The 18,057-nt window shown below is 44.0% G+C and carries 12 protein-coding genes; 8 read left to right on the top strand and 4 right to left on the bottom strand.

Features of this window, described 5'->3' with window-relative positions; all coding sequences use genetic code 11:
• The first annotated feature begins 2 nt into the window (after positions 1–2).
• Positions 3–2,837 (top strand): beta-galactosidase GalA, encoded by a 2,835-nt coding sequence (galA, locus tag P3L47_RS06570; protein ID WP_277783073.1) that lies wholly within the window; start codon positions 3–5, stop codon positions 2,835–2,837.
• Positions 2,838–2,929: 92 nt separating this feature from the next.
• On the opposite strand, the gene dpp7 is transcribed toward galA, so the two are convergent.
• Entirely contained in the window at positions 2,930–5,062 is a 2,133-nt protein-coding gene (gene dpp7, locus P3L47_RS06565; RefSeq protein WP_353934106.1) for a dipeptidyl-peptidase Dpp7, read from the bottom strand.
• 18 nt (positions 5,063–5,080) lie between these two features.
• Positions 5,081–6,439 (bottom strand): TIGR00341 family protein, encoded by a 1,359-nt coding sequence (locus P3L47_RS06560; protein ID WP_122361972.1) that lies wholly within the window; start codon positions 6,437–6,439, stop codon positions 5,081–5,083.
• A 204-nt stretch (positions 6,440–6,643) separates the two neighbouring features.
• Here P3L47_RS06560 and P3L47_RS06555 point away from each other — a divergent pair, with 204 nt between their 5' ends.
• A complete protein-coding gene (locus tag P3L47_RS06555; RefSeq protein ID WP_122361973.1) occupies positions 6,644–8,713 on the top strand; it encodes a sensor histidine kinase in 2,070 nt (689 codons plus the stop codon).
• An 11-nt stretch (positions 8,714–8,724) separates the two neighbouring features.
• Here the strand turns inward: P3L47_RS06555 and P3L47_RS06550 are convergent, their stop codons facing one another.
• Together P3L47_RS06550 and ruvB are read right to left on the bottom strand one after the other, a co-directional pair.
• The gene (locus tag P3L47_RS06550; RefSeq protein WP_122361974.1) at positions 8,725–10,230 is read right to left on the bottom strand and encodes a lipopolysaccharide biosynthesis protein; all 1,506 of its coding nucleotides are present in this window, start codon (positions 10,228–10,230) and stop codon (positions 8,725–8,727) included.
• Positions 10,231–10,268: 38 nt separating this feature from the next.
• Positions 10,269–11,294, bottom strand: a complete 1,026-nt coding sequence (gene ruvB / locus P3L47_RS06545; RefSeq protein WP_122362077.1) for a Holliday junction branch migration DNA helicase RuvB — start codon at positions 11,292–11,294, stop codon at positions 10,269–10,271.
• 167 nt (positions 11,295–11,461) lie between these two features.
• Between ruvB and P3L47_RS06540 the strand changes: the two genes are divergently transcribed.
• The 6 genes from P3L47_RS06540 (at position 11,462) to P3L47_RS06515 (ending at position 18,005) form a co-directional block, all read left to right on the top strand.
• Positions 11,462–12,430 carry a hypothetical protein gene (locus P3L47_RS06540; RefSeq protein WP_277783072.1) on the top strand — a complete coding sequence of 323 codons (969 nt, stop codon included), beginning with the start codon at positions 11,462–11,464 and terminating at the stop codon, positions 12,428–12,430.
• Positions 12,396–13,085, top strand: coding sequence for an ABC transporter ATP-binding protein (locus P3L47_RS06535; RefSeq protein ID WP_277783071.1), 690 nt, complete (start codon positions 12,396–12,398; stop codon positions 13,083–13,085). Before P3L47_RS06540 ends, P3L47_RS06535 begins: the two co-directional genes overlap by 35 nt.
• 72 nt (positions 13,086–13,157) lie before the next feature.
• Positions 13,158–14,369 (top strand): ROK family transcriptional regulator, encoded by a 1,212-nt coding sequence (locus tag P3L47_RS06530; protein WP_122361977.1) that lies wholly within the window; start codon positions 13,158–13,160, stop codon positions 14,367–14,369.
• Positions 14,370–14,585: 216 nt separating this feature from the next.
• Positions 14,586–15,503: a dihydrodipicolinate synthase family protein gene (locus P3L47_RS06525; RefSeq protein ID WP_277783070.1), complete on the top strand. Its 918-nt coding sequence runs from the start codon at positions 14,586–14,588 to the stop codon at positions 15,501–15,503.
• 5 nt (positions 15,504–15,508) lie between these two features.
• The gene (locus P3L47_RS06520; protein WP_277783069.1) at positions 15,509–16,711 is read left to right on the top strand and encodes an AGE family epimerase/isomerase; all 1,203 of its coding nucleotides are present in this window, start codon (positions 15,509–15,511) and stop codon (positions 16,709–16,711) included.
• A gap of 49 nt (positions 16,712–16,760) precedes the next feature.
• Positions 16,761–18,005: an MFS transporter gene (locus P3L47_RS06515; protein ID WP_122361980.1), complete on the top strand. Its 1,245-nt coding sequence runs from the start codon at positions 16,761–16,763 to the stop codon at positions 18,003–18,005.
• Positions 18,006–18,057 lie beyond the last annotated feature (52 nt).

Genomic DNA, 18,057 nt, shown 5'->3' with positions numbered 1-18,057 from the left:
CAATGACAACATTCAAAAGTTTTCTACTTCTTTTGTGCATAAGCTTCTCTCTGCAGGCACATGCACAGGAAAAAGTAACCAAGCGCGAAGTCCTGTCCCTCGATAAAGGCTGGAGCTTCCACAAAGGGGATATCCCTTATCCAGTCATCAAAGGCCATAATGCAACTTACCGGAACGCCAAAGCCGGATATGTAAGCGGAGCTGCCTCTCCAAACTATGACGACTCTTCCTGGCGTATAGTCGATTTACCCCATGACTGGGCCATCGAAGGGAATGTGAATCCGGATGCCAACCTCTCCCAGGGATACTACGACCGCGGTTTTGGCTGGTACCGCCGCAAATTCAAACTCGACCCCGAAGACAAGGGGAAACATCTTGAGATACAATTCGACGGTATTTCAACCCATGCAACCATTTGGGTAAACGGAACTGTACTGCATCGCAACTGGTGCGGATACACCTCCATGTATATCGACATCACTCCGTATGCAACTTACGGAGATGAGATCAATACAATCGCCGTACGCGTGGATGCAGAAGCGCAGGAAGGCTGGTGGTATGAAGGAGCGGGAATCTACCGTCATACATGGCTGGTCAAACGTTCGCCGCTGCATATCATTACCGACGGTGTATTTGCTCATCCAGTAAAGAAGAACGACAGCCAATGGGAAATACCTGTGGAAGTTACTTTATATAACTCGGGCAAGTTACCGGCTGACGGAGAAGTCGAAGTCACCCTGTTCGCTCCCGATGGCAAACAAATGACAACACAGTCAAAAGCAGTCTCTGTCACTGCATTAAGAGAAGGCATTACCCATCTCCCGCTGACCGTATCAGACCCGAAACTTTGGTCACCCGACAGTCCTAGCCTCTATAAAGTAAAGACTACAGTGAAACAAAACGGCATTGTAACCGATGAGGTCGAAACCAAATGCGGCTTCCGTACCATCCGTTTCGATAACAATACAGGTTTTTGGCTGAATGGAGAGAACATCAAGATAAAAGGTGTTTGTAACCACCAGGATCACGCCGGAGTCGGTGTTGCCGTTCCCGATGCCTTTTGGGAATTCCGCCTCCGCAAATTGAAAGAGATGGGAGTCAATGCCTATCGTGTAGCTCATAATCCGGTTGCCAAAGAGTTTATGGCTGCTTGCGACAGCATGGGTATCATGGTTTTAGATGAAAACAGATTGTTCAACACTTCACCCGAATATGTGCGTCAACTGGAGTGGCAAGTACGCCGCGACCGTAATTGTCCAAGTGTCATCCTTTGGTCTGTTTTCAATGAAGAACCGATGCAGGGCACGGAAAACGGGGTTGAAATGGTTCGACGTATGTATGATGTCGTTAAAAAGATGGATCCGACTCGCCCTATTACGGCAGCCATGAACGGAGGATTCTTCTCCAAATACAATGTATCACAAGCGGTAGATGTCGGCGGATTCAATTACCAAATCGAAAGTTACGACCGTTTCCATGAAGAGAATCCGGAACTTCCTCTGACCAGTTCGGAAGATGGTTCGGCCTTTATGACCCGAGGAGAATATAAGACAGACTACGAAACACACGTGATGGATTCCTATGACACTGAATGTGCCGGCTGGGGTGCTACGCATCGCAGAGCTTGGAAAGCTGTGAACGAACGTCCCTGGATGGCCGGTTGCTTCTACTGGACCGGATTCGATTATCATGGCGAGCCGACTCCGCATCGCTGGCCAACAGTCAGTTCCTTCTTCGGCATCATGGACTTATGTGGTTTCCCCAAAATGGCTTATTACCTGCATCAGGCACAATGGGTAAAGGATAAGCCAATCCTGGAACTGGTCCCACACTGGAACTGGCCTGCCGATTCCATCGGAAAACCGATCAAAGTAATGGCTTTAAGCAATGCAGACAAAGTGAAACTGTTGCTGAACGGCAAAGAAATATCCGAACAACAGGTAGATCCCTACGAAATGAATACCTGGTTCGTTCCTTACAAGCCGGGTAAACTGGAAGCGATCGGCTACAAAAACGGCAAGATCGTTTCGCGAACGAAGGTGGAAACGACTAAAGAACCTGTCCAGGTCCGCCTGACTCCGGATCGTAACAACCTGGCAGGCGACGGAAGAGATGCCATGCCTATAACCGTAGAGGTCATTGATTCCAAAGGCCGTCACGTCCCGACAGCCAACCATATGATCGAATTCACCGTAACCGGTCCGGCAGAAATCATCGGTTTGGGAAATGGTGACCCCAATTGTCACGAACCGGAAAAAGGGAATAAACGCAGCCTGTTTAATGGCCTTGCACAAGTGATCATCCAAAGTAAAGAAGGCGCAGGAACAATTACTCTGACAGCCTCCACTCCCGGATTAAAACCGGCTGCGATTACAATCAATGCCGACCAGGTCGCTCCTATTCCATCCATTGCTCCTGAATTTCCGCCTATGTTGCTGAATAAATGGGTTGCTTCTCCCCTTTCGACCGAGAAGCCTGATGCAACCCGCCAGATAGCAGACAACGACATGAACAGCTGGCAACCGGTAGCAGGTAATGAACTGATCAAACTGGAAAATGCCAACTTCGTTATATTACGTTCCACGTTCAATCCCTATGAAGCACATAAGACAGAAGGTGGAAGTATCCTCTTCAAACAGTTGACGGGGAAAGCAGAAATTTGGTTGAACGGAAAACAGATAGGCTCCAAGGCATCAGATAAGGAAGAAGACTTTACAGTCGAGTTCCCTGCAGTAAACGAAAGATGTGACCTGCGAGTATTACTGAACGGAACAACAGACAGTGCCGTAGGCCTGAAAGGTAATGTAACAGTCCGGACCAAACGGGCTGTCAAGTAAATATTTGCTGATATAAAAATGGCGCAAATCATCATTGAATGATCTGCGCCATTTTTATATTCTTAGTTTTTTACAAACGAATCACAAACTCGTTATCTAACCAGCTGCAATTCCTTGATCAAGCGCGGGCATTTTCCCCATTTGTCGATCATGTAAAGGACATAACGGATATCTACTGCGATACAACGCTGCAAGTCCGGTTCGAATGCGATATCGCCACTCATCGCTTCCCAGTTTCCATCGAAAGCAAGACCGATCAAACGGGCGTTTTTATCGAATACAGGGCTTCCTGAGTTTCCACCGGTAATATCGTTGTTCGTTAAGAAGCAAAGCTGTAATTCGCCGTTTTCATTGGCATACTGACCGAAGTCTTTGCTGCGGATCAGATCCAGGATTTCCGGCTGAACCCAAAATTCGTCATCTTCCGGATTCTCTTTTTCAAGAATACCTTTTTCTGTAGAGTAATAATCATACCAGGCAGCATCATACGGACGGTAACCGCCGATGGAACCGTAGCTCAAACGCATAGTGAAGTTCGCATCCGAAGAAAGGGCCTTTTCCGGATACATCTCTTTCAGTCCGGCAAAATACAGACGCTCGCCTTTAGCGATTTCGAAATGGGCATCACCCATAAACTGCTGCAATTCGAATAAAGAAATCAGCGTAGACAAGCTCAGTTCGGCTGCCGGATCTTTTTTCAGTTTCGCATACAGTTTAGGATCTTTCAGCATCTTCTCGATCTTGTCGTATGATAGCAAGGAAGTCTTTTTAAAGACATCTGCTGCATATTTAGCATAATTGCCCTTATACTTTTTATCGATCTTCTGATAGATATCCGGCAGATACTGGGCAGGAACACGTTCTTTCACTACCTGCATCATGGCTGCCAGTACTTTCTGATCGAGCGTAGCATCATAATCCTTAAAGAACGGCTGGATCTTATCCTGCAGAATGCTGTCTATCTCTTCCGGAGTAGAACCATTTACATCCACTCCCTGAACCATACGTGCCAGACGCACTATTTCAGTACCGCTCACAAATGCTTCAGACAAATAAGTGGAAACATTTCTGTATTCATCTGTCGAAGTATATCCTTTTTCCAATAATTCCAGTACTTCTCCATATTTTTCTTTACGCTCCGGTGTCTGAGCAACCCAGGCTGCAAAAGCAGCTTCTTCTTCCTTCTTACGGTCTATCACGTTCAGGTTAGCCAAACCGCGGTTCATACCGATCGAGTTCTTCCAATAGTTGGAACTTCCTGCATATTTAGATGCATATTTAATGCGAACTTCATCGCTGGCCAACATAGCTTCTTTCCAAATAGCCTGCTTCACGCCACGCACCTCGATACGCGGTTTATTGCTGTCTTCGATACGCTGTTTTACGCCCCATGAACTCAGATAGCGGTCCGTACTTCCCGGAAAACCGATCGTCATCGCATAGTCTTTATCCTGATAGCCCTGCAGAGATACTTCCGCTACATATTTAGGACTGTACGGCTTGTTGTCTTTGCTGTATTCTGCCGGTTTATTATTGCCATCGGCATACACACGGAATACAGAGAAATCACCCGTATGACGCGGCCACATCCAGTTATCCGTATCGCCACCGAACTTTCCGACAGAACTGGGCGGAGCAAACACCATACGAACATCGTTGAATACATCGTAAACAACCAGGAAATACTTGTTATTATTGTAGAAAGGGATCACGTCTGCCGACTGAAATTCCGTATTGCCGATAGAGTCGCAGATTACCTGTCCGATAGAATCGGCAGCAGCCAAACGCAGATATTCTTCTTCAATATTCGCGATTTCACCGTTGATACGGTCACTGACATCCACTGTCTCACGCAGGTATCGGACACTCAAACCCGGAACGGGCAACTCTTCTTCCTTACTCTGCGAAACAAAACCATCTTTCAGATAATCATGTTCAACACTACTCAACTGCTGGATCGAGCCGAAACCACAGTGATGATTGGTAAAGACCAATCCCTCTTCCGATACGGTAATACCGGTACATCCGCCACCAAAAATCACAACAGCATTGGCCACACACGGGTCAGTTTCACTGTAGAGCTGCTTGTAGGACGGAACAAATCCAAGTTCCTTGATCCTCGCCAGGTTCTGTTTGTTTAATTCCTTCAGAACCCACATACCCTCATCGGCATATACCTGGCCTGCAGCAATCAGAAGCAGTAAAACTGCCCATACCTTCTTCATAAAATTCATTCTTTATATTTATTCGATTAGTAATTTGATATTCTTTGCATTCACACGGGCCTCCAACCACTCCCGTATTTTTTGTTGTTCTTTTTCATTGATACGTTCTTTACTTTTCAGGTAAACCAACATAACCGTATCCTGCTTCATGCTGTCGGTAGTCATAATATAGGTATTCGAACAGGAGGCTTCGAGAACGGCCGGAAATAATACTTTCATTTCCGGGATCAGTTCGGATGTGATACGTGAAGCATTTTTATAACGGTCGACCGTCTTTTTCAACGAATCGATCTGTATGGACTGTACACGTAAAACTTCTTCACTATTCTTATAAAGATCCTGCATCAACATGCTTTTCAGTTCATTTATATCTGTGGCTTCCTGTCCAAAACCTTGCTGGACAACTAATGAAACATCTTTCAGTCCATATTTGCGAAGCCGGCTCCGTGCTATTTCGATCATCGGGTCCGGCACGTTTTCACCGATCAATACGACCTTCACCTCCTGCTTCTCACTGGTATTTGTCACCGTTTTGCTTAATATCTGCGTATTCGGGAACGCCAGCTCTTCCGATACGAAATTGGTAACCCGGTCATTGAAATAACTGGAACGGATCAGGTTATAACTTAAGAAAAGACTGGGAACGATCGTGAAAAATACGATCACACCGACATAGCGCGTCACCACTTTCTCACGTTGCTTATCCAGGAACACCTTTTTAGGGTATTTCAAAAGCCGGACAACCACGAAAGTAGCCAGGCTGATAAATACCGTATTGATGAAATAGAGATAAAAAGCTCCGAAGAAATAATACAGATTACCACTTGCCAATCCGAAACCCGCCGTACAAAGCGGAGGCATCAACGCCGTTGCGATAGCCACACCCGGAATCACATTTCCCTTACTTTTGGTAGAACTGGCAACAATTCCCGCCAATCCACCGAAGAAAGCGATCAGGACATCATACACGGTCGGTTGCGTACGCGCCAACAATTCACTTTGTGCCTCACTGATTGGTGAGATCAGAAAAAACAAGGTTGAAGTGATTACACTAAAGACAGTTGCTGTCAGAAAATTACGGAAAGAGCGCTTGATCAGTTCAAAGTCATAGATACCCAATCCAAGACCGAATCCCATAATAGGTCCCATCAACGGAGAGATTAACATCGCACCGATAATCACCGCAGTAGAGTTGGTATTCAACCCCAATGAAGCGACAAATGTTGCAAAGATCAAAACCCAAAGATTAGTACCTTTAAACTCAATACCTTTCTTTATAGATTCAACTGTTTCCAGTTCATTTTCTTTCTCTTGGCGAACGTCAAAATTACGAACAAAGAAGTCGCGTATTTGCTTGTGTAACACTCCTTTTTCCATCCCACTAACTTGTATTTATAAATACTCCGACTAATAGCCTCACCTTAATCGTGCAAAGATAGAAATTGTATATCGAAATAAAAAATAAGAAGTGTGAACAAGAATAAGTTGTTCAAAATTAAAAGAATTGTTGATTTTCAATTAACTTTGCGAATGAGCAATCACATTTTACGACAAGAGTTCATTTTAATATCTATATAAATAATGAAACGCTACTTAATTCTTATATATCTGCTTAGTTACGTCCTGTCTGTCGTAGCTAATAATTCTGCGACTAAAGAAATCTTAAACGCTGGTTTAAAATCAGTAACCTCCGCCCGGGAAAAGCTGGAAATACTGACTAACCTAATGGATATCTCCCGTCAAGAGGAACAAGTCAACTATGCCAAAGAACTTTATAAAGAAGCTATTGCCGAGAACGACGATTACTATAAAGAAGCAGCTCTTACTGAAATTCTTCGTTTCTACGTCAACAACGACATCAAAGACAGTACCGATGTCTACATGGACGAGGCAAAACGCGAACTGAAAGGGAAAGCACGCGATTTTTTGGTTACTTATATGCAAACGATCATCGATGTACGTGTCGTCTTTTATACAGAAGGGGAAAGCAGAAAAAAGTTGATAGAACAATACCAGCTTAAACTGGAAACAGACAAAGATTTGTCACCACTGGAAAAAATGTCCATCAATTACCTGTTGGGAATGGCATACAGCAACCGCGAAGAACCGGGTAATGAAGAAAAATTGCATAACGATATCTGTACACGCTTTAAAGAGGTTATAACACTTTCTGAAAATATCCCGCTGCAATATTCTTATCTGTTCCGCCTGAACACGTTTAACCTCCTGACGCTCTATTCACTTGATCCGACAGACCAGGCCAAATACGCCTTTCAGTATCTTTACATGCAAAAAGAATATGCAGAAACAAAAGAGATGAAAAAGCGTCCTTATGTAACCAAACGACATCTGCTCAATGCCTATTCCTGTCTGGCTTGTACCGCTAAAACATTCGGTAAAGATATGGCAACTTCCTATTATCAGCATTTTATGGACTTGAACAGGCAATATCCTGAAGATGCCCCCTTTTCTGCAGATTACGATCGACTTTTCACATCGCTTAATTATTACCGGACAACAGATCAACTCTTGAAAGCCACACAATATTGCGATTCCGTCATGCATTATTTCCGTACAGCTGACTTCAAAATTGACCTGTCCGATCATATCATATCGACTCTGAAGGATAAAATAGATATGCTCGACAGCCTTCATCTTTATAAGGATGCTTATCAGGCTCAAAAAGAATATACCCTGTTGCTGGACTCTACACGGATCAGGAACATGAACGAGAAGCTGGAAGACCTGGAAATCAAAAAACGGGTAGATGAACTGGTCATTGAAAAGAAAGCATTGGAAATCGATCTGCAAAAGAGCAGAAATCAACTCTATATGTTCCTGTCTTTATTCATCCTGGCCGTCAGTTTTGCCATTTTTGTCGCATTTCGCTTATGGAAAATTAAAGCTTTATATATAAAACTGCAAGAATCTAACCTACAAGTAATCCTTGCCAGCGAGAAAGCCCAGGAAAGTGAGCGGATGAAAAATGCTTTCATTAAAAACATGTGTCATGAGGTCCGGACACCATTGAATGCGATCAACGGATTTGCCGACCTGATCACGGAAGAAGATATTACAGCCGAAGAAAAACAGGAATTCAGCAAAATCATTTTCGAGAATTGCAACCACATCACTTCCATGATGAACAGTGTTCTGGAAATTGCCCAACTGGACAGTAATAAGGAAGAATTATCATTATCACCGGTCAATATCCACCTGCTTTGCTCTTGTGAAATGGAACAATTGAAGAGGCTTAACGGAAAAGAGGATATTGAATACCAGATCGAAGGCGACCGGCAAAAAGATATGGCTTACACCAATGCAAACCATTTCAGCCTCATCCTGTCCCACCTGTTGAACAATGCGAATAAATTCACCGACAAGGGACACATTACCCTTGCTTACAAAGCAGAAGAGGAACAGAACCGGATGGTAGTTGAGATCACAGACACCGGTTGTGGCATTTCCCCTGACCAACGTGAATGGATATTCGAGCGGTTCACCAAAGCAGACGATTTCGTTCCAGGTTCCGGATTGGGATTATACCTCTGCCGGCAGATTGCACACCGTATGAAAGGTAAGATTTACGTAGACCCCGATTATACAACCGGCCTACGTATCATCCTGACGCTCCCCCTCAAACCGGAATAAATATTCGGGAACTATTTCTTTTTCCCAAAATAACGTCCGACATAGGGTAATTCCTGTAACGGCAAATCACGTTTCACCACGATACCGACAAACAGACAAAGCAGCAAAGTACGGTATCCTAAACGCAAAAACTCCGATTCTATCGTCGGCAACATGCCGGCGAGATAGAAAGCGACGGCTAAAACAGAATAGATAGCTGCGGATTTAAGATCGTATTGTATCGGGAATTTCTTCTGGCCGATAAGATATGAAAGAAGCATCATGATCAGATTACTGGCAAAAGAGGCCCATGCACAAGCCATATATCCGTATGTTGGAGCAAAGAATACAATAATCAGAATCGTAGCTATACACCCGATCGTTGAGAAATAAGCTCCCCACTGGGTTTGATCAATCAATTTATACCAAAACGAAAGATTGAAATAAATACCGAAAAATAATTCACCCAACATAACGATAGGTACCACACGTAATCCCGGATAATAAGCTTCTGCCACAAAATGCTTTAATATATCGATATAGAACATGACTCCCAGGAATATGATCAATGAAAAAATAATGAAATACTTCATCGCTTCCGAATAGGACTTCTTGCTGTCATCATCCTTATTCTTCGCAAAGATGAATGGCTCATAAGCATAGCGGAACGCCTGGGTAAACATCACCAGTACAACAGCTATTTTAAAGCAGGCACCATATATTCCCAGCTGTGTATTTGCCAACTCCTTATCTTCAAACAGAAAAGGAAATAATATCTTATCTGCCGTCTGGTTAAAGATACCGGCTATTCCCAAGATCAATATTGGGAAAGAGTATTTGAGCATTTGACGGAGCAAAACGAAACTGGCTTTTTCACGCAACCCCGGAACCATATCCGGAATAAGCAAAACAAAGGTTACCACCGAAGTTATCACATTAGCAATAAAGATATAACCGACCTGGTAATCGGGCATATAAAACCAATTAACCAAAGCCGGAAGATGATCGGATAACCACGGACAAACTATTAAAAAGAAAAGAACCAGGATAATATTTAAAAAAATATTGAACAGCTTTATAGAGGCAAAACGAACCGCTTTTCCCTGATATCTCAGAAAAGCAAACGGGATACAGCAAAAGGCATCTATCGCTACAATAGCCGCCATCATTCCGACAAATTCCGGATTCGAAGCATATCCCAAAGAATTACTGATAGGATGCAAGGCATTAAAAATGATCACCAGGAACAGAACGGAAGTGGAAGCTATACTAAACAAAGTGGTAGCATATACCCGCATCGGAAGCGTTATTTCCTTCTTATTCATAAAACGGAAAAATCCCGTTTCCATCCCATAAGTAAGTATAACCATCAACAACGCCGTCCAGGCATATAAATTCGTAACGATCCCAAAATCACTCTCCGTTGCCAGTACACGCGTATACATCGGCACGAGCATCCAGTTCAGGAATTTCCCTACAATACTGCTAACGCCATAAATCGCAGTCTCTCCTGCGAGCCGCTTCATTCCTCCAGCCATAACTAAACAATTGATAATTGATAATTGACAATTGACAATTAAAATAAAGAACCTATCACTCCGTCACCCCGCGTCCGTCCCAAATGGGTATAAGCCAGTTCCGTTACCTCGCGGCCCCGCGGTGTGCGTTTGATAAATCCTTCTTTGATCAGGAAAGGTTCATATACTTCTTCCAGCGTTCCGGGATCTTCACCTAAAGCCGTAGCAATAGTCGTCAGGCCGACCGGACCTCCGCCAAATTTGTCTATAATTGTTGTCAGTAACTTATTATCTATCTGATCCAGACCGTATCGGTCAATATTTAACGCCTCCAACGCATAGCAGGATATAGCCTTGTCTATTTCGCCGGAACCTTTCACCTGTGCAAAGTCACGCACACGACGCAACAACGCATTGGCAATACGAGGAGTTCCACGGCTACGGGAAGCTATTTCCTTGGCCGCACTCAGTTCGCATTTTACATTCAGGATATCCGCACTACGAAGAATGATCTTCGTCAATGTCTCCATCTCATAATATTCGAGGTGCATATTGATCCCGAAACGGGCACGCAACGGACTGGTCAGCAAACCGCTACGGGTAGTTGCCCCCACCAACGTAAAAGGCGCCAAGTCTATCTGGATGGAACGGGCGCTCGGTCCTTTATCGATCATAATGTCGATCCGGTAATCCTCCATAGCCGAATACAAATATTCTTCCACGATCGGACTCAGACGGTGAATCTCATCGATAAAAAGGACATCATCCTTTTCCAGCGAAGTCAGCACACCCGCCAGATCGCCGGGCTTATCCAACACCGGCCCGGAAGTCACTTTAAAACCTACTCCCAGTTCATTGGCGATAATATTCGATAATGTCGTTTTTCCCAGTCCGGGAGGTCCATGCAGCAATACATGATCCAATGCTTCTTTACGCATACGGGCAGCCATTACAAAGATTTTCAGGTTCTCGACTACTTTGGCCTGTCCGCTGAAATCGTGAAAAGAAAGGGGACGGAGTGCATTCTCGTACTCTCGTTCACTTTCCGGCATACGGGTATCTCTTATATCAAAATCGTCTTCCATATTTTTGCTCATTGCCTCGCAAAGATAGTAAATATATTCGCTTTACACCGGATAGCCGCCTATTAGCAAATACAAATTTCTTCCCGATGCAAAATACAATTACCATGTATACTAATCTGAAATAGATAAAATTCCCTACATTTGTCGGGAACGTTAATTGAACACCCATGAACAGTGCATTCCTTCGTTTCAGGCTCCGGCAGTCGGGAAAGTTTATCCGTGAAATTCCTGTGATCTATCTGATTGCGATAACAGGCATTTTGCTTATCCCCGGAATTGCACTGTACCAATTTACAAAGGAATTAACAGGAAGCCTGATCATAGCAGCCCTCTTGCTGACACTTCTGGCTTTGTTTCAGTTAGGGAGAAAAGACTACCATTTCATCTTTCTTGCTGAAAGGAATGCCTGGAAAGTATTTTGCATGGATTACATCTTATTATCCTTACCGTTCTTTATTATTATACTGATAAATTCATTCTGGTATATATCGCTGGCAATTATAATAGGATGCCTGGGAGTCAGTTTCATAAAACAGCCTTTTCACCGGACAAAGAAAGGGATAGATTCTCCTGAATGGATACCGGCAGAAGCCTTTGAACTACGGTCAGGAATACGAAAATACGGTGGCTTGCTATTGGTTCTTTATATCAGTGCATGGATAGGTCTGTTGCTGCCTTTCGCCTCTTTGGCTTCATTTTGGTTTTTGACAGTTATATTATCCGATCTATTCCGATTTTCAGAGCCGGTACAGATACTCTGTGCACAGGAACTCCCAGCCAATAGGTTTCTGCACAGGAAACTGTTCCTGTATCTTAAATTATTCTTCTGCGCGATAATTCCCGTTTGCGCGATATATACGTTTTTATATCCGGAACACTGGTGGCTTATCCTCACCTTTCTAGCCGCAATATCCCTTAATATATCGTTATTCATTGTAAACAAATATGCCCATTATCTGCCTGGCACTAAGATAACAGGAGGACAAGTGCCCCTTACTATTGCTGTAATAAGCATTTTCCTTCCGGTTCTTTTACCGGTTATCCTGTTTTTCCTGATCAAAAACTATCTGGCGGCACGCCGGACTCTAACAACCTATTTATATGCTTACAATCCGGAATCTACAAGTAGAATATAAAAAAGAATCTCCTGTCCTGAAAGGGATCAACCTCTCGATGGAACCGGGTAAAATACATGGTTTGGTCGGCTTGAACGGTGCAGGAAAGACCACCTTGCTGAATACGCTTTATGCTTTCATCCGCCCGTCCGAAGGCTCGGTCCTTTACAATGACACAGCTCTGAAAAGAAAAGATATAGCGTATCTGGAAGCCGAAAACTATTTTTACCCTTATATGACAGGACGGGAATACCTGAATCTTTTTCCGGCAGGCAAAAACGGATTTGACACAGAGAGCTGGCAACAGCTTTTCCATATTCCACTGGATGATATCACAGAGAACTATTCCACAGGGATGAGAAAGAAACTCGCCTTGCTGGCCGTCCTCAAACCGGATAAGCCGATTCTGATCCTGGACGAGCCATTCAACGGTTTGGACCTGGAAAGCGCACACATCCTCACTCTTATCCTGCAACAACTCCGGGAAGGAGGCAAAACGGTGTTGGTTACATCACATGTTTTCGAAACATTGACTTCCAGCTGCGACCAGATCCACCATATCGATCACGGCACAATCGACCATAGCTATTCCAAAGAGCAATTCGGAATGCTACAGGAGTTACTCTATTCTACTATAGAAAACCGGGCTTCCGATCAGATAAGAAAACTTATTTAAGAAGAAGAGAGAGATTTGAAATTTATTTATCTATTTTTGCCATATAATCATATAACTGTAAATAATATAGCCATGAATACAAAATTCCTCATTACAAATGACTGCACACGTAGTGAGCTTCTTAAAAAGAAAATCATACATTTCTACATTGCCAATGGTGATGCTACAATTGCTGAGCTATGTAAAGAAATGGATTTAAGTATCCCGACCGTCACCAAACTGATCGGTGAACTACAAGAAGATGGTTATATACTGGACTTCGGGAAACAAGATACCAGCGGAGGACGAAAACCGAATATCTACGGACTGAATCCGACATCCGGCTACTTTGTGGGTGTAGACATATACAAGAATAAAATAAATTTGGCAGCCGTTGATTTTAAAGGGGAAAAAGTTAGAATAGAAGAAAACATCCCTTATTTAATGGAAAATACACCGGCCGCACTTGAATCTCTATGCCGGTTAATCAATACATTCATCGATTCGCTCCCGATAGAAAGAGAAAAGATATTGGCTGTCGGAGTAAACATCTCAGGGCGTGTCAAACCAGTATCGGGATACAGTTACAGTAGATTCTATTTCGACGAAAAACCTCTTTCACAAATACTGGAAGAACGTATCAAGATAAAAATATATATTGAGAATGATAGTCGAGCCATGCTGTACGGCGAATATATGCAGGGAATCGTCAAAGGAGAAAAAAACATACTATATATAAATATGAGCTGGGGACTGGGACTTGCCATCCTTATAAACGGGGAACTTTATTATGGTAAATCCGGTTTTTCCGGTGAATTCGGACACTTCTGTTTCTTTGATAATGAAATATTATGCCATTGCGGCAAAAAAGGTTGCATTGAAACCGAAGCTTCCGGTTCTGCACTTCATCGCAAACTGCTCGAAAAATACAAAGAAGGAAGCAGCACCATCCTGGCCAAAAAAATAGACCAAAACGAGGAGATCACCATGGAGGATATGATAGAAGCCATACAAAAAGAGGATGTACTATGTATCGAAATACTGGAAGAAATGGGCGTCAACCTGGGAAGAAGTATTGCCGGACTAATGAATATCTTTAATCCGGAACTGGTTGTATTAGGCGGTACATTATCCCTGACAGGTGAATACCTCAGTCTGCCGGTCAAGAGTGCCATCCGTAAATATTCACTGAATCTGGTCAGTCAGGATACAGAGATTAAAGTATCTAAATTAGGTGAACGTGCCGGAGTGCTGGGAGCATGTTTATTGTCCCGAAGTAAGATACTCGGTATGATTCGCTATTGATCATCCTGAAGTGCATTGCCAAAACCTTACAATTCACAACTTTACATTTCCTGTTGTTTATGTTTTTACCAAACTGGCAGGTCTTTGGTATTTGGTTTGTTATGCGCTTATTAATAAATAATATCCTTAAACAAAAGCCATATTATTAAAATATTTTATTTATATTTGCCGCATATTTAAAACAACAGCAACAATAACTATTAAATACGAAGTACCATGGAAAGAATTAAAGGTCTGATCGATGCCCCTTTTACTCCGTTTTATGAAAATGGAGAAGTGAATTACGAACCCATTGAAGCTTATGCTAAACTCCTAGTCAACAACGGATTAAAAGGCGTATTCATCAACGGATCATCCGGCGAAGGATACATGCTGAACGAAGAAGAGCGCATGAAACTGGCCGAAAGATGGGTGGAAGTTGCCCCGGAAGGATTCAAAGTGATCGTACATGTCGGAAGCACCTGTGTAAAAACAAGCCGGAACCTGGCTGCTCATGCTCAAAAGATCGGCGCATGGGGAATCGGTGCCATGGCTTCTCCTTTCCCAAAAGTAAATCGCGTGGAAGAATTGGTGAAATATTGCGAAGAGATTGCTTGCGGAGCACCGGAACTGCCTTTCTATTACTATCACATTCCGGCCTTCAACGGCGCTTTCCTTTCTATGGTAGATTTCCTGAAAGCAGTAGACGGGCGTATTCCTAATTTTACCGGTATCAAATATACGTACGAGAGCCTGTATGAATATAATCAATGCCGATTGTACAAAAACGGCAAGTTCGACATGCTGCACGGACAAGACGAAACGATTCTGCCTTGCCTGGCCATGGGCGGTGCACAAGGTGGTATCGGCGGAACAACCAACTACAACGGCAAGGAATTGGTCGGTATCATCGAAGCCTGGAAAGCAGGTGACCTGGAAACAGCCCGCGAAAAACAAAACTTCTCACAGGAAGTGATCAACGTGATCTGCCATTATCGCGGAAATATCGTAGGAGGCAAGCGCATCATGAAACTGATCGGTCTGGACCTCGGCAAGAACCGTACGCCGTTCCAGAACATGACCGATGCCGAAGAAGCTGCCATGAAAGCAGAGCTGGAAGCCATCAACTTCTTTGAAAGATGTAACAAATTCTAATCATTATGGATACAAAAGCAAATATAGCCCAGCCTACCGAATATCTAAGCTATTGGGGCGACGTTTACAAAAATGATTTCCTGAACGATGTCATGCCATTTTGGTTGAAATATGGCATCGACAAGGAAAACGGCGGTTATTTTACCTGCCTGAACAGGGATGGTTCATTAATGGATTCCAACAAATCCGTATGGTTCCAGGGGCGTTTCGCTTTCATCCTGGCTTACGCCTATAATCATATCGAAAAAAATCCCGAATGGCTGGAGACATGTAAAAACGGCATTGACTTCATCGAAAAACACTGTTTTGATGAAGACGGACGTATGTTTTATGAAGTGACGGCAACCGGCATTCCGGTACGCAAAAGAAGATATGTGTTTTCTGAAACTTTTGCTGCCATTGCCATGGCTCAGTATTCCATTGCATCGGGAGACAAAAGCTATGCGGAGAAAGCCGTCCGGTTATTCAAACAGATTCTTTATTATAAAAATACACCGGGATTGCTGGAACCGAAATTCCGTGAAGGATTCGTTGCCAAAGGGCACTCTTTATGCATGATCCTGATCGATACGGCTGCCCGTATCCGCGAGGCGATCGATGACGAGATCCTCACCAAACAAATAGACGAATCCATCGACGAGCTACGCCGGGATTTCATGAAACCGGAGTTCAAGACCATCCTCGAAACAGTAGGACCTAATGGTGAATTCATCGATTCGATACCCGGCCGTACAATTAATCCGGGCCATTCCATCGAAACTGCCTGGTTCATTCTGGAAGAAGCCAAATACCGGAACTGGGACCCCGAACTGAAAGAGATGGGGCTGACTATCCTCGACTGGGCCTGGGAATGGGGCTGGGATAAAACATACGGCGGCATTACCTATTTCAGAGACTGCAAGAACCTGCCTCAGCAGGAATACTGGCACGATATGAAATTCTGGTGGCCTCAATGCGAAGCCATTATCGCCACATTGTATGCCTATGAAGCCACCGGCGACAGTAAATATCTGGAAATGCACCGGATGATCAACGAATATACCTATGCCCGCTTCCCGGACAGGGAGTATGGTGAATGGTACGGTTATTTCCACTACGACGGAACTCTCTCCCAGCCAGCCAAAGGCAATATGTACAAAGGCCCGTTCCACATCCCCCGGATGCTTCTGAAATGTAACTTGCTTTGCCAAGAAATTCTTTCAAAATAATATGAACAGCCTAACCAAACTTTGTTTTCACCTTATAAAATAGAACGAAATGAATAATAAAAAGATATATCCCTGGGTCGTTGTCGGTCTGTTATGGGGAGTAGCCCTACTGAACTATATGGACCGGCAGATGCTCTCCACCATGAAAGATGCAATGATGATCGACATCACCGAACTGGAATCGGCAGCCAACTTCGGTCGCCTGATGGCCGTATTCCTTTGGATTTACGGATTCATGAGCCCTGTAGCAGGTATGATTGCCGACAGGGTAAACCGCAAATGGCTGATCGTTGGTAGTTTATTCGTCTGGTCGTTTGTAACTTTGATGATGGGCTACTGTACCACATTCAACCAAATTTATTTCCTGCGCGCCTTGATGGGGGTAAGTGAAGCTTTGTATATCCCTGCCGGATTATCTTTGATTACCGACTATCACCAGGGAAAAACCCGTTCATTGGCAGTGGGTATCCACATGACCGGTCTTTACACCGGCCAGGCTCTCGGAGGCTTCGGAGCCACGGTAGCAAGCGCTTTCACCTGGGAAACGACTTTCCACTGGTTCGGTATTGTCGGAATCGCCTACAGTGTCATCCTGATCCTGTTTCTGAAAGACAAGAAAGACCATATCGTTCATAAGATCAAAGAAGTCGGTGCAGCCGTCGAGAATCCGGTCAAAGGAGCCCTCAAAGGGATGGGGATGCTGTTTACCAATATATCATTCTGGATCATCCTGCTTTATTTTGCAACTCCCAGCTTGCCGGGTTGGGCAACGAAAAACTGGCTGCCGACCCTGTTCTCGGAAAACTTATCCATAGATATGTCGGAAGCCGGACCACTGTCGACCATCACGATCGCTTTGTCATCGTTTATCGGTGTTATCGTCGGTGGCATCCTGTCAGACAAATGGATACAGACGAATGTACGCGGTCGTGTCTATACCGGAGCAATCGGACTGGCTTTGACCATTCCATCGCTATTATTGCTCGGTTTCGGTCATAACTTCCTGATGATTGTAGGAGGCGGACTTTGCTTCGGCGTCGGTTTCGGTATCTTCGATGCAAACAACATGCCGATCCTCTGCCAGTTCATTTCTCCCCGCTATCGTGCCACAGCTTACGGTATCATGAACATGACAGGAGTATTTGCCGGAGCTGCCATCACGGATCTACTGGGCAGGTCGACGGATGCCGGAAATCTGGGACATGATTTTGCCATGCTGGCAGGTCTTGTAGCCATTGCTTTGCTGATCCAGATATGTTTCCTTCGTCCGAAAGTGGCAAATATGACGGATTAACAATAAGAATATCAATAAAAAGCTCCAAAGGTAATCGTATTCATGTCCTGAA

Source organism: Parabacteroides chongii (assembly GCF_029581355.1).
Taxonomy (GTDB): domain Bacteria; phylum Bacteroidota; class Bacteroidia; order Bacteroidales; family Tannerellaceae; genus Parabacteroides; species Parabacteroides chongii.
This window is presented reverse-complemented; position numbering and strand designations above follow the sequence as displayed.

What these genes read in the sequence shown, in the direction of transcription:
- galA (WP_277783073.1), top strand. Translation starts at nt 3, where the DNA reads ATGACAACATTCAAAAGTTTTCTACTTCTTTTGTGCATAAGCTTCTCT.
- dpp7 (WP_353934106.1), bottom strand. Translation starts at nt 5,062, where the DNA reads ATGAAGAAGGTATGGGCAGTTTTACTGCTTCTGATTGCTGCAGGCCAG.
- P3L47_RS06560 (WP_122361972.1), bottom strand. Translation starts at nt 6,439, where the DNA reads ATGGAAAAAGGAGTGTTACACAAGCAAATACGCGACTTCTTTGTTCGT.
- P3L47_RS06555 (WP_122361973.1), top strand. Translation starts at nt 6,644, where the DNA reads ATGAAACGCTACTTAATTCTTATATATCTGCTTAGTTACGTCCTGTCT.
- P3L47_RS06550 (WP_122361974.1), bottom strand. Translation starts at nt 10,230, where the DNA reads ATGGCTGGAGGAATGAAGCGGCTCGCAGGAGAGACTGCGATTTATGGC.
- ruvB (WP_122362077.1), bottom strand. Translation starts at nt 11,294, where the DNA reads ATGGAAGACGATTTTGATATAAGAGATACCCGTATGCCGGAAAGTGAA.
- P3L47_RS06540 (WP_277783072.1), top strand. Translation starts at nt 11,462, where the DNA reads ATGAACAGTGCATTCCTTCGTTTCAGGCTCCGGCAGTCGGGAAAGTTT.
- P3L47_RS06535 (WP_277783071.1), top strand. Translation starts at nt 12,396, where the DNA reads ATGCTTACAATCCGGAATCTACAAGTAGAATATAAAAAAGAATCTCCT.
- P3L47_RS06530 (WP_122361977.1), top strand. Translation starts at nt 13,158, where the DNA reads ATGAATACAAAATTCCTCATTACAAATGACTGCACACGTAGTGAGCTT.
- P3L47_RS06525 (WP_277783070.1), top strand. Translation starts at nt 14,586, where the DNA reads ATGGAAAGAATTAAAGGTCTGATCGATGCCCCTTTTACTCCGTTTTAT.
- P3L47_RS06520 (WP_277783069.1), top strand. Translation starts at nt 15,509, where the DNA reads ATGGATACAAAAGCAAATATAGCCCAGCCTACCGAATATCTAAGCTAT.
- P3L47_RS06515 (WP_122361980.1), top strand. Translation starts at nt 16,761, where the DNA reads ATGAATAATAAAAAGATATATCCCTGGGTCGTTGTCGGTCTGTTATGG.